We start from the raw sequence: 11,733 nt of genomic DNA on the forward strand, positions 1-11,733 counted from the left end.
GCGAAGCGCGGCAGATGCAGACGCGGCAGCAGTTCGATGACGTCCAGGGAGACGACCACGGTGGAGGGCCCCGCCCGCGGGCGGGGCCCTCCACCGTGGGCAGAACCGGTTCAGAGCGCCGCGTAGTTGCGCAGGAACAGGGCCTCGGCGACCGACAGACGCTCCAGTTCCTCCGGGGACACGCTCTCGTCCAGCGCGTGGATCTGCGCCTCCGGCTCGCTCAGGCCGATGAGGAGGATCTCGGCCTGCGGATAGAGCGACGCGAGGGTGTTGCAGAGCGGGATGGAGCCGCCCTGGCCCGCGTACTGCATCTCCTCGCCCGGGTAGGCGACCGCCATCGCCTCGGACATCGCGGTGTACGCCGGTCCCGAGGAGTCCGCCCGGAACGCCTGCCCCTGTCCGATCTGTTCCGTCCGCACCCGGGCACCCCACGGCGTGTGGGCTTCCAGATGGGCCTGGAGCAGCTTCGTCGCCTCCGCCGCCTCCACCCCCGGCGGCACCCGCAGGCTGATCAGCGCACGGGCGCTCGCCTGCACCGACGGGGTCGCGCCCACGACCGGCGGGCAGTCGATGCCGAGGACGGTCACGGCGGGCCGGGCCCACAGCCGGTCGGCGACGGAACCGGAGCCGATCAGCTCCACACCGTCGATCACCTTGGCGTCCTTGCGGAACCGCTCCTCGTCGTACCGCAGGCCCTCCCACTCGGACCCGCCTGTGAGCCCGTCGACGGTCGTCGAGCCGTCCTCCGAGCGCAGCGAGTCCAGGACGCGGATCAGCGCGGCCAGCGCGTCCGGGGCCGCACCCCCGAACTGGCCGGAGTGCAGATTGCCTTCCAGCGTGTCGATCCCGACCCGGACCAGGGTCATCCCGCGCAGCGTGGTGGTGACGGTCGGCAGGCCGACCCGGAAGTTGCCCGCGTCGCCGATGACTATGGCGTCGGCGGCCAGCAGGTCGGGGTGCTGCTCGGCGTACCGCTCCAGGCCGCCCGTGCCCTGCTCCTCCGAGCCCTCCGCGATCACCTTGACATGTACCGGCACACCGCCGTTCGCCCGCAGCGCCCGAAGCGCCAGCAGATGCATGACGACCCCGCCCTTGCAGTCGGCGGCGCCGCGTCCGTACCAGCGGCCGTCGCGCTCGGTCAGTTCGAAGGGCGGCGTCGTCCAGCCGGCTTCGTCGAGCGGCGGCTGCACGTCGTAGTGGGCGTAGAGGAGCACGGTCTTCGCGCCCTCGGGGCCGGGCAGATACCCGTACACCGACTGTGTGCCGTCCGGGGTGTCCAGCAGCGCCACGTCCTGGAAGCCCTCGGCGAGCAGCGCGTCGGCGATCCAGCCCGCGGCGCCCTCGCTCTCGCTCTTGGGGAACTGACCGAAGTCCGCCACCGATTTGAAGGCCACCAGTTCGGTGAGCTCCTCCTTCGCCCTGGGCATCAGCGAGGCGACGGTCTCGGCGACGGGATTCGACGACATGGGAACGCTCCTTGAGGTGCGGTGTGGCACCGATGGGTACTTCTGTGTAGGTGTGTAATTCTGTGTGCGAGTGATCACGCTGGGGTACGCGCGTACGGGTGTGCAGTGCACGTACGGTGCCGATCCTCCCACAGCGGCCTGCGACGATGCCGCCGTAGGATGCGGGGGACAGGTGCGGCAGGCGGCTTGATCGGGAGCAGTAGACCATCGTGAGCAGCGAGAACTCTTCGGCGGACGACGTGCAGCGGGTATGGGACGTCGTCGTGGTGGGCGCGGGACCCGCGGGGGCCTCGGCCGCCTATGCGGCGGCCGTCGCGGGACGCAGCGTGCTGCTGCTGGAGAAGGCGGAGCTGCCTCGCTACAAGACCTGCGGCGGCGGCATCATCGGCCCCTCGCGCGACTCGCTGCCGCCCGGCTTCGAGTTGCCGCTGCGCGACCGGGTGCATGCGGTCACCTTCTCGAACAACGGCCGCTTCACCCGCACCCGGCGCTCCAAGCAGATGCTGTTCGGGCTGATCAACCGTCCCGAGTTCGACCAGCAACTCGTCGAGCACGCACAGAAGGCGGGCGCGGAACTGCGGACGGGTGTGACCGTCTCGCGGGTCGAGCAGCACGGGTCGGCGGTGCCCGACCGGCGCACGGTCGCCGTCGTCCTGCAGGGCGGCGAGACGGTGCTGGCGCGCGCGGTGGTGGGTGCCGACGGCAGCGCCAGCCGCATAGGGGCCCATGTCGGGGTGAAGCTCGACCAGGTGGACCTGGGCCTGGAGGCGGAGATCCCGGTGCCGGAGACCGTCGCCGAGGACTGGAAGGGGCGGGTTCTCATCGACTGGGGCCCGATGCCCGGAAGCTACGGCTGGGTCTTCCCGAAGGGCGACACGCTGACGGTCGGCGTGATCTCCAGGCGCGGTGAAGGCGCCGCCACGAAGCGGTATTTGGAGGACTTCATCGCCCGGCTCGGTCTCGCCGGTTTCGAACCGAACATCTCCTCCGGGCACTTGACGCGCTGCCGTGCCGACGACTCGCCGCTGTCGCGCGGGCGGGTGCTGGTGTGCGGCGACGCGGCGGGGCTGCTGGAGCCGTGGACACGTGAGGGCATCTCCTTCGCGCTGCGGTCGGGGCGGCTCGCCGGCGAGTGGGCGGTCCGGATCGCCGAGGCGCACGACGCCGTGGACACGCGGCGCCAGGCCCTGAACTACGCGTTCGCGATCAAGGCCGGTCTGGGCGTCGAGATGAGCGTCGGGAAGCGGCTGCTGGCGGCGTTCGAGCGGCGCCCCGGGCTCTTCCACGCGGCGCTGACCGGCTTCCGCCCCGCCTGGAAGGCCTTCAAGGACATCACGCAGGGGGCCTCCTCCCTGGCGGAGATGATCCGCAACCGTCCGATCGCCCAGCGCGCCCTGACCGCGCTGGACCGGCGACCGGCCGGGGAAGAGGTCAGTTCCTGACCGTGACGCGGAAGACCGGGTGGTCGGGGGCGATCCGGCGCAGCTCCTGGTCCGGGGAGTCGGGGCCGACACCGTTGAAGAAGACCCCGACCTCCGCCTTCCAGCGCTTGAGGTAGGCGCGCAGCAGGGGAACCTTGTCGTCGTCGGCGACCTCGTCGGCCGTGAACACGTCCACGTTCCTGCCCAGGCGGAGTTCGCCGCCGCCGGCCGCGCGCATGTTGTGGGTCCACTGCACATGGCCGCGGGGAGCGAGCAGGTACTGCTGTCCGTCCACCGTCAGCAGATTCACGGGAGTGGTGCGCCACTCGCCGCTCTTGCGGCCGCGCACCGCCAGCACCCGGGATCCCCAGATGCTGATGCCGCGGCGGGTCATCCAGGCCACGGCGCGGTTGAAGACGTTGACGGTGAACCAGCCGGGCTTCTGGACGTGTGTGGACATGGGGCGGTCCTCCTGGGGCGGAAAGTGTGAGCGGTGCTCTCGCTGTGGGAACAGTGTGGGGGAGAGCGGTGTCCCATCGCAAGAGCGGCGCTCACATTTTGGTGCGGCGCTCTTGTTTGAGTGCGGTGCTCGCGGTTGTGTGCACTGCTCCGGAAACATGGCACACTGCGGACATGAGCACCCCCCAAGGAGCCCGCGCCCGAGCCCGGATCGAGGTCACCGCCGCCATCAAGAACGCGGCCCGCAGACAACTCGCCGAGGAAGGCGCGGCCAGGCTCTCCCTGCGCGCCGTCGCCCGGGAGCTGGGCATGGTCTCCTCCGCGCTCTACCGCTACTTCCCCAGCCGGGACGACCTGCTCACCGAGCTGATCATCGACGCCTACGACGCTCTGGGGGAGGCGGCCGAGGCCGCGGCCGCGCGGGGCGGCGACCTCGCCCCCGCGCGGCGCTGGGTCGCCGTGGCCGAGGCCGTACGCGGATGGGCGCTCGCGCACCCGCACGAGTACGCCCTGATCTACGGCACACCGGTGCCCGGATACTCCGCGCCCGAGACGACCGTCCCGTCCGCCTCCCGGGTATGGGTCGTGCTGCTCGGCATCGTGCGCCGGGCCCACCGAGAGCGCGGCGTGGCCCGAACCCCGGTGCCCGCCGAACTGGAGCCGGAGGCCCGCCGTATGGCCGCCGACCTGGCCCCCGATCTGCCGCCCGAGGTGGTCACGGCCCTGGTCGCCTCCTGTGCGCAGCTGTACGGGCTGGTCGGATTCGAGCTGTTCGGGCAGTTCAACAGGGTCGTGGAGGACCGGGAGACGTTCTTCCGGCACGCGGCGGCCCAACTGGCGCACGGCGTGGGCATCGTCTTCCCGTAACCAGCCCTCACCGGCCCATGCCGTACTCCCCGGGGAGTACGGCTGATCACCTCACCCGGCTGACGCCACCCGTGGCAGGCTGCGTCTAGCGTGAACGTCATGGAGGAGCAGAGCACAGCGCGGCCGGGGCGGTGGCCCGCGCCGTTGCGGCCGCCCGGCCCGTCATGGCGGCCCGGACCGCCGTGGTGGAACCGTGGGGGCGACGAGGTCCGCGGCTCCCGTCTGCCCTGGCGCTCCACCCTGCTGCTCACCGTCCTGGTGATCGTCGGTACGCATGCCGCGGCACTCGACCGGCAGCAGGGCCGCGCGCCCCTGGACGTCTTCGCCCATGCGCTGCTGCTGGTGGCCTCGGGGGCGCTGCTGTGGCGGCAGCGGCATCCCGTAACCGTCGCGTTCGTGACGTCCGTGGCCGCGACCGTGTATCTGGGCGCCGGATACCCCTACGGCCCGGTGTTCCTCACCGTCGCCGTCGGCTGTTTCGGCGCGCTCGTCGCCGGGCGCCGCACGGCGGCGTGGACGGCCGTCGGGGTGTTCTGGGCCGGACATGTCCTTGTGGCGCACCGGCTGTACCGCTGGCTGCCGCCGTCCGGGGACTCGGCCGCTTCCTGGGGGCAGGAACTGGTCGTCACCGCCTGGGTGGTGGCGTTCCTGGCGGTCGCGGAACTGGTGCGGGTCCGGCGCGAGCAGTGGGCGCGCGAGCGGGCCGAACGGGCGCAGGCAGCGCGTCGGCGTGCCGACGAGGAGCGGCTGCGCATCGCCCGTGAACTCCACGACGTCCTCGCCCACAGCATCTCCGTGATCAACGTCCAGGCGGGGGTCGGTCTCGCGCTGCTGGACGCCGACCCCGAGCAGGCGCGCACGGCGCTCACCACGATCAAGGCCGCCAGCAAGGAGGCGCTGGGGGAGGTGCGTCAGGTGCTCGACACCCTGCGCACGCCCGGTGACGCGCCCCGCGCGCCCGCGCCCGGGCTCGGCCGGCTGCCGGAGCTGGTCGAACAGGCCGCGAGCGCCGGACTGGCGGTCACCGTCGAGGGCGCGGCGCCCCGGCTCGCCCCCGCTGCCGATCTCGCCGCCTTCCGCATCGTGCAGGAGGCGCTCACCAATGTCGTACGGCACTCGGGATCGCGGCACGCGCGCGTGCACGTCGAGACCGGGGCGGGGGCGCTCCGCCTCCGTATCGACGACGACGGGCCCGCGACCGGCGCCGACGCGGGCGGCAGCGGCAACGGGCTGGCCGGGATGCGGGAGCGTGCCGCCGCCCTCGGCGGCACGATCGAGGCGGGCGCGCGGGACGACGGGGGCTTCCGGGTGCTCGCCCTGCTGCCGCTGAGGGCGTCGTCCGAGGAGTCCGTCGAGCGCCGGGAGGGCCGATGATCCGTGTACTGCTCGCCGACGACCAGTCGCTGGTCAGGGCCGGGTTCAGGGCGCTGCTGGACGCCCAGCCCGACATCGAGGTGGCGGGGGAGGCGGCCGACGGCGAGGAGGCACTGTCCAGGGTGCGCGAACTGCGGCCCGACGTCGTGTTGATGGACATCCGTATGCCGCGGGTCGACGGGCTCGCGGCGACCCGCGGGATCACCGACGACCCGGATCTGCAGACGGTGAAGGTGGTCATGCTCACCACCTTCGAACTCGACGAGTACGTGTTCGAGGCGATCCGTTCCGGAGCCTCCGGCTTCCTGGTCAAGGACACCGAGCCCGAGGAACTGCTGCGAGCCGTCCGGGCCGTGGTCGAGGGCAACGCCCTGCTCTCGCCGAGTGTGACGAGGCGGCTGATCTCCGAGTTCGCCGCCCGCTCCAAACAGCCCGCCGCCGTTGCCTCGCTCTCCGCGCTCACCGAGCGGGAGCGGGAGGTGATGGCCCTGGTCGGGATCGGTCTGTCCAACGACGAGATCGCCCGACGGCTGGTCGTCAGCCCGCTCACGGCGAAGACCCACGTCAGCCGCACCATGGTCAAGCTGGGCGCCCGTGACCGGGCTCAACTGGTGGTCCTGGCCTACGAGTCGGGGCTGGTACGACCCGGATGGCTGGGCTGACCCCCGGCGCCGCGCCCGAGGCGCACCAGCACGCTGACGACCCGGACGGCGAAGAGCACCACGGCCCCGACGGCCCCCGAGACGAGGAGGGCGCGCCGCGCGCCGCCGGCCAGGTGGAACACGAAGACCGGTCCCACGACGGCACCGAGCAGCAGGGCCGCCGCGAACACGGCAGTGCCCAGCGCGTAACCGATCTCGACCGTGATCGCGTCCCGCTCGGCCTGGGTGCGCCGTCGCCGGCCGCCAGGTGAACGTCCCCCGTGCTTCTCCATGCGCCGATCAAACAGGCGTGCGCCCGGCGGAGCAAGGAAGCTCCGCCGGGCGCACATGGAGGCGACCCCCTAGTCGCGGACCGCCACGCGCTCCGCGTCCGCCTCCTGCGCAAGGGCCCCGACCTCCTGCGGCAGGGACCCGGCGACCACCAGGGAGTGCTGCGACCGGCGGGCGCGCAGTCCTGTGAGGGTCACGAGCAGGCCCGCGAGGGCGATGCCGGTGACCACGATCAGCCCGGGGCGGTAGCTGTCGAGCACGGCCTGCGGCGTGGGGTGCGCGGGCGTGTGCGCGGTCACCACCGCCGTCACCACGGCCAGGAAGACGGCGCCGCCCACCTGGACCGAGGTGTTCAGCAGACCGGAGACCATGCCCTGCTCGTGGTCCTCGACACCGCTGGTGGCCTGGATGTTGAGCGAGGGGAAGACCAGTGCGCAGGCCGCACCGATCAGCAGCATGCTCGGCAGGATGACGGCCGCGTACACGGGGTCGAGGCCGACGCGCAGGAACAGTGCGTAGCCGACGACCATGAACGCGAAGCCCACCGCGATGAGCCGCTGGGTACCGAAGCGGTCGACGATCGCGCCCACCTTCGTCGACGAGACGGCCACCAGGGCCCCGGCGGGCAGGAAGGCGAGCGCCGTGTGCAGCGCCGACCAGCCCAGCAGCGACTGCATGTACAGCGTGACCAGGAACTGGAAGCCGACGTAGGACCCGAAGAAGGCCATCGCGCCGAGCTGGGCGCGGATCTGGGTGCCGGAGCGCAGCACGCCCAGCCGGATCAGCGGGCCGGCCGAGCGCCGCTCGACGGCGACGAACGCGGTCAGGAGCACGGCGACGGCGAGGAAGGACAGCAGCGTCCGGGCGGACGCCCAGCCGGCCTGCGGTGCCTCGACGACGGTGAAGACGAGCAGCAGCATCGACGCGGTGCCGATGACGGCGCCGGGGATGTCGTAGCCGTTGTGGTCCTTCTCCCGTTCGCTGCGGGGCAGCAGCTTGAGGCCCGCGAGCAGGGCGATCAGCGCGATCGGCGCGGGCAGCAGCATGGTCAGGCGCCAGCTGGCCTCGGTGAGCAGACCCGAGAGCACCAGGCCCATGGAGAAGCCGGTGGCGGCGCAGGTGGTGTAGATCGACAGGGCGCGGTTGCGCAGCGGGCCCTCGGCGAAGGTCGTGGTGATGATGGACAGTCCGGCGGGCGCCGTGAACGCGGCGCTGAGGCCCTTGATGAAGCGGCTGGCGATCAGCAGCGGACCCGAGTCGACGAGCCCGCCCAGCAGTGAGGCCACCGCGAAGACGCCCAGGGCCACCAGGAACACCTGGCGCCTGCCGAGCAGGTCCGCGGTGCGTCCGCCGAGCAGGAGCAGGCCGCCGTAGCCGAGGATGTAGCCGCTGACGACCCACTGCAGCGTCGACGTCGTCAGATGGAGATCGGAACCGATGGACGGCAGGGCGACGCCGACCATCGACACGTCCAGGGCGTCCAGGAACATCGCGGCGCAGAGCACCAGCAGGGTGCCCCACAGCCGCGGGGTCCAGCGTCCCTCGGACGCGGTGTTGGGGAGCGGAGAGGTCATGCCCCAGAGACTTACATGCGCATGCATTGAATGCAAGCGCATTTAATTCGGATGCAACAAAGCGGGTTCTTTGCTACGGTGCGGCCATGGCGGCGGTGAACAAGGCCGAGCGGGCGCTCGTGGACCAGTGGCGCGACATCCTGGCGCTGCATGCGCACACCCAGTGCGAACTCGACCGAGCCCTGCACCCGCACGGCCTGTGCGCCAGTGACTTCGAGGTGCTCGACCTGCTGTCCGAGCGCACCGCCCCGGACGACTCGGGTGCCTACCGCGTTCAGGAGATCTCCGAGCGGGTCCATCTGAGTCAGAGCGCGCTGTCGCGGCTCGTCGCCCGCCTGGAGAAGGACGGACTGGTCGAGCGGGTCATGTGTGCGGAGGACCGGCGTGGCGTGCGCGTGGTCCTCACTTCCAAGGGGAGCGATCTGCACCGCGAGGTGCTGCCGATCCACCGAGGGGTGCTGGCGAGGATGCTGGCGGGCTGAGGCCCCGGTCGCTCAGCTCCAGGTGACGGCGGACCTCTCGCGCCACAGGGCGGCGACCGAGGCGTCACCGGTCACCTCCGGGAACGGCAGCCGGTTCCACAGCGACAGGTACAAACGCCCGGCGGGCCCGGCCACTTCGCAGTCGGCGTCCCCTGCCTCCCCTCGCTCGGCCACGGGCGGCCCTTCCGACAGCCGTACGCTCCACACGGCGTCGTCGGCGTCCGTAGCCCGCACCCGCAGCACCCGAGGCTCCTCGCTGCGGACCCCGCTCCTGGAGCGGGCGTGGAAGCCGTGCAGCAGTTCCTCGATGCCGTCGAGCGCGAAGTCCGTGCCGACCGCGGTGGGCGTCCCGCCACGCGCCGACTCCGCGTCGAACCGGTGCACGGCCGTCTCGTGCGCCTGCCGCCGGGCCCAGAAGGCGAGCGGCGAGGGGGCCGGCAGGAAGTGCCAGCACCGTACATCGGGCGCGGCACCGGACAGGGTGTCGACGAGGTGTCGGTGCCCCTCGCGGAACCAGGTCAGGAGCGCTGAGCCGTCGAGATCCGGCAGCCCGCCGTCGGGGTGGTACGCGGTGTGCCCCTCGGTGACGAAGGCCGCCGCCCATCGGTGCACCATGCCCGTGTGCCGCAGCAGATCCCGCACCAGCCAGTCCGGGCAGGTCGGCACCTGTGCGGCGGTACCCGACTCCTCCGCCGCGGCGGCCAGCAACCGCCCCTCCCGGTCCAGGACCCCGATGAACTCGGCATTCTCCATGAGGTCGAGTGTGCCGCACCGGTGATCGGTGCGTGAGCGTTACGCACATCCCTCAGAACCGCACCGGCAGCCGCAGCAGGTGGAACCCGTCGCCCGGCCAGTGCCCGAACTCCAGCTCGTCCCGCCCCACGGCGAGAGCGGTGCCGGGACGGCGGACCAGTACTTGGTCGAGCACGACCGAGGTGACGAGACGACCGAGGGCGGCGCCCAGGCAGTAGTGGGCGCCGTGGCCGAAGGCGAGATGGCCGTCGCCTCGACCGAACTCCCGGGTGATGTCGAGCCGGTCGGCCGTCTCGCCGTACTCCTCCGCGTCATGGTTGGCGGCGAGCAGCGCCACGGTCACCGTCTCCCCCTTCTTCAGGGTGGTCCCGGCGAACTCGAAGTCCTCGGTGGCGTACATCGAGGCACCGATGCGCACGAGGCTGACGCGACGCAGCAGTTCGGGCACCGCGCGCCCCAGCAGCGCGGGATCGGCCCGCAGCGCGGCGAGCTGCTCCGGGTGGTCGAAGAGGGCGAGGACCGCATGAGCGAGGAACAGGGCGGGCGGGGTGATCCCGGTGCTGATCAGCAGGAAGACCACCGACACCAGTTCGTCCTCGGTCAGCGGCTCCCCGCCGTCGCGGCCCGCCCCGATCAGTGCGGAGACGAGGTCCTCGGTGGGGGCGGCCCGCCGCCGGGCGATCAGCTCCTTGGTGTAGTCCACGATGCCGGCGAGCCCGTCCACAGTGCGGCTGCCGTCGCCGCACGCGAAGTCGTGGATCCATGCGCACACCCGGTCCCGGTCGTCCTCTTCCACACCGACGAGTTCGCAGACGACGACGGTGGCCAGCGGGTACGCGAACTCGCCCAGCAGATCCGCCTCGCCCCGCGCCGCGAGTGCGCGCAGCAGATCATCGGCCGTCCGTTCCACGAACGACCGCAGGGCCGCGATGCGCCCGGCGGTGAACGCCCGGGTCAGGGGGGTGCGCAGCCGGGCGTGCGCCGGGCCGTCCAGCAGCGCCAGATGACCGGCGACATAGCGGGCGTACTCCGCCGGGAAGCCGCCGAGCGCGGCCTCCATCAGTTCGGCCTGTGGGTCGGCTCCGTCGGCCCCGCCGGGCACCCTGGAGCGGTCCCGGACGAGCCGGGGTTCCGTCAGGGCGGCCTTGACCTCGGCATAGCGGGTGACGAGCCGTGCCGGGGTCTGCAGGCCCGGAAGCACCACTTCGGGGAGCTCGGGCCGGGTGCGGAAGCCGGCGTAGGCGCCTACGGGGTCCTCGACGAGTTCGGGGGTCAGACGGACGGGGCAGGAGCCTGTGGTCGCGGGGGCGGTATCGGCGGTTCCGGTGTGCGAGGTCATGCCGCAGAGCATGCGGGCGGCCGCCTTCACGGCGGTTTCATCCCGGTTTCACGGCCGTCCGACGGCCGCCCGGCTCGATATCAGGGCCGAACGGCCCCCGGTCCACCCCCGGCCAGCCCATGGAATCGCCCCGGAACCGCTGGATGCTCGAAGAGCAGAAGCAAGGGACGTGTCGAGAGGCAAGGGAAGAAGCGAGAGGCACGGGGCACCGTGCTCGACGCCCGCGTGCGTACGTCTGCTGCCGCGCGGGCCCCAGGACCCATGTCTGCGCCCACTCCGCCGAGGAGGGAAGGGCATGAAGCACAACAAGGTCGGCTCGGTGATGACCACGGATGTCATCCGCGCCGAGTACCGCACTCCGTTCAAGGAGGTCGCGCGGCTCCTCGCAGACCGCCACATCAGCGGACTGCCCGTCGTGGACGACGACGACAAGGTCATCGGCGTCGTCTCCGAGACGGACCTGGTGGCCAGGCAGTCGGAAGCCCTCGACGCGGGTGAACCCAGGCGCCGCTTCCGGTTCGCCCCGCTGACGCCCAGGGCGCGCAGACAGGTCGCCAAGTCCGCGGCCTTCACCGCCGGCCAGCTCATGACCGTACCGCCCGTCACCGTGCACGCCGAGGAGACCATCGCCGAGGCGGCGCGGACCATGGCGCAGCGGCATGTGGAACGGCTGCCCGTGCTGGACGAGGAGGACCGGCTCGTCGGCATCGTCACCCGCCGGGACCTGCTCCAGGTCTTTCTGCGGTCCGACGCGGAGATCCGCCGCGAAGTGATCGAGGAGGTGCTGATGCGCACCCTGCGGCTGGCACCCCGGAGCATCGATGTCTTCGTGGTCGAGGGCGTGGTCACGCTCACCGGCCAGCTGGTACGCAGGACCGAGACGGGGGTCGCCGTCTCCATGACCAAGCAGATCGACGGAGTGGTCGCGGTGATCGACCAGCTCACGTACCGCTTCGACGACTCCCGTCTGCCGCACCACGAGCGGTCGTCGCACGGCACCGCCGGTGACTGGCTGCGCGACCCCTGAGCGGACGTGTCTTCCGGCCGGGTGGGGTGAAGGCCTCCG

General features: G+C 71.9%; 12 protein-coding genes. 6 read left to right on the forward strand and 6 right to left on the reverse strand.

All coding sequences use genetic code 11. From position 1 onward, the window contains the following. Positions 1-110 precede the first annotated feature (110 nt). Entirely contained in the window at positions 111-1,466 is a 1,356-nt protein-coding gene (locus ACFY2Z_RS08460) for a dipeptidase (protein ID WP_390743396.1), read from the reverse strand. A gap of 209 nt (positions 1,467-1,675) precedes the next feature. On the opposite strand from ACFY2Z_RS08460, the gene ACFY2Z_RS08465 reads away from it, so the two are divergent. Continuing rightward, positions 1,676-2,908, forward strand: a complete 1,233-nt coding sequence (locus ACFY2Z_RS08465) for a geranylgeranyl reductase family protein (RefSeq protein ID WP_390743397.1) — start codon at positions 1,676-1,678, stop codon at positions 2,906-2,908. Here ACFY2Z_RS08465 and ACFY2Z_RS08470 read toward each other — a convergent pair. Next, on the reverse strand, positions 2,898-3,347 hold the full coding sequence (locus tag ACFY2Z_RS08470; RefSeq protein ID WP_390743398.1) for a nitroreductase family deazaflavin-dependent oxidoreductase: 450 nt from the start codon (positions 3,345-3,347) through the stop codon (positions 2,898-2,900). The two genes, ACFY2Z_RS08465 and ACFY2Z_RS08470, sit on opposite strands and share 11 nt — an antisense overlap. 173 nt (positions 3,348-3,520) lie before the next feature. On the opposite strand from ACFY2Z_RS08470, the gene ACFY2Z_RS08475 reads away from it, so the two are divergent. The 3 genes from ACFY2Z_RS08475 (at position 3,521) to ACFY2Z_RS08485 (ending at position 6,249) form a co-directional block, all read left to right on the forward strand. Continuing rightward, positions 3,521-4,213 carry a TetR/AcrR family transcriptional regulator gene (locus ACFY2Z_RS08475; protein ID WP_390743399.1) on the forward strand — a complete coding sequence of 231 codons (693 nt, stop codon included), beginning with the start codon at positions 3,521-3,523 and terminating at the stop codon, positions 4,211-4,213. 99 nt (positions 4,214-4,312) lie between these two features. After that, positions 4,313-5,587: a sensor histidine kinase gene (locus ACFY2Z_RS08480; protein WP_390743400.1), complete on the forward strand. Its 1,275-nt coding sequence runs from the start codon at positions 4,313-4,315 to the stop codon at positions 5,585-5,587. Continuing rightward, the gene (locus tag ACFY2Z_RS08485) at positions 5,584-6,249 is read left to right on the forward strand and encodes a response regulator (protein ID WP_390743401.1); all 666 of its coding nucleotides are present in this window, start codon (positions 5,584-5,586) and stop codon (positions 6,247-6,249) included. The genes ACFY2Z_RS08480 and ACFY2Z_RS08485 overlap by 4 nt, the downstream gene beginning before the upstream one ends. Here the strand turns inward: ACFY2Z_RS08485 and ACFY2Z_RS08490 are convergent. Continuing rightward, positions 6,210-6,521 carry a DUF6332 family protein gene (locus ACFY2Z_RS08490; protein WP_390743402.1) on the reverse strand — a complete coding sequence of 104 codons (312 nt, stop codon included), beginning with the start codon at positions 6,519-6,521 and terminating at the stop codon, positions 6,210-6,212. The genes ACFY2Z_RS08485 and ACFY2Z_RS08490 overlap by 40 nt on opposite strands. Positions 6,522-6,590: 69 nt before the next feature. Further along, a complete protein-coding gene (locus ACFY2Z_RS08495) occupies positions 6,591-8,093 on the reverse strand; it encodes an MFS transporter (RefSeq protein ID WP_390743403.1) in 1,503 nt (500 codons plus the stop codon). An 86-nt stretch (positions 8,094-8,179) separates the two neighbouring features. On the opposite strand from ACFY2Z_RS08495, the gene ACFY2Z_RS08500 reads away from it, so the two are divergent. After that, positions 8,180-8,575, forward strand: a complete 396-nt coding sequence (locus ACFY2Z_RS08500; RefSeq protein ID WP_390743404.1) for a MarR family winged helix-turn-helix transcriptional regulator — start codon at positions 8,180-8,182, stop codon at positions 8,573-8,575. 12 nt (positions 8,576-8,587) lie between these two features. On the opposite strand, the gene ACFY2Z_RS08505 is transcribed toward ACFY2Z_RS08500, so the two are convergent. Continuing rightward, on the reverse strand, positions 8,588-9,328 hold the full coding sequence (locus tag ACFY2Z_RS08505; RefSeq protein WP_390743405.1) for a maleylpyruvate isomerase family mycothiol-dependent enzyme: 741 nt from the start codon (positions 9,326-9,328) through the stop codon (positions 8,588-8,590). 52 nt (positions 9,329-9,380) lie between these two features. After that, on the reverse strand, positions 9,381-10,667 hold the full coding sequence (locus ACFY2Z_RS08510; RefSeq protein WP_390743406.1) for a cytochrome P450: 1,287 nt from the start codon (positions 10,665-10,667) through the stop codon (positions 9,381-9,383). A 295-nt stretch (positions 10,668-10,962) separates the two neighbouring features. Between ACFY2Z_RS08510 and ACFY2Z_RS08515 the strand changes: the two genes are divergently transcribed. After that, complete coding sequence (locus ACFY2Z_RS08515; RefSeq protein WP_390743407.1) at positions 10,963-11,694, forward strand: CBS domain-containing protein; 732 nt, start codon at positions 10,963-10,965, stop codon at positions 11,692-11,694. Positions 11,695-11,733: the final 39 nt, after the last annotated feature.

The sequence above is a fragment of the Streptomyces sp. NPDC001222 genome (assembly GCF_042896945.1).
Classification (GTDB): Bacteria; Actinomycetota; Actinomycetes; order Streptomycetales; family Streptomycetaceae; genus Streptomyces; species Streptomyces gibsoniae.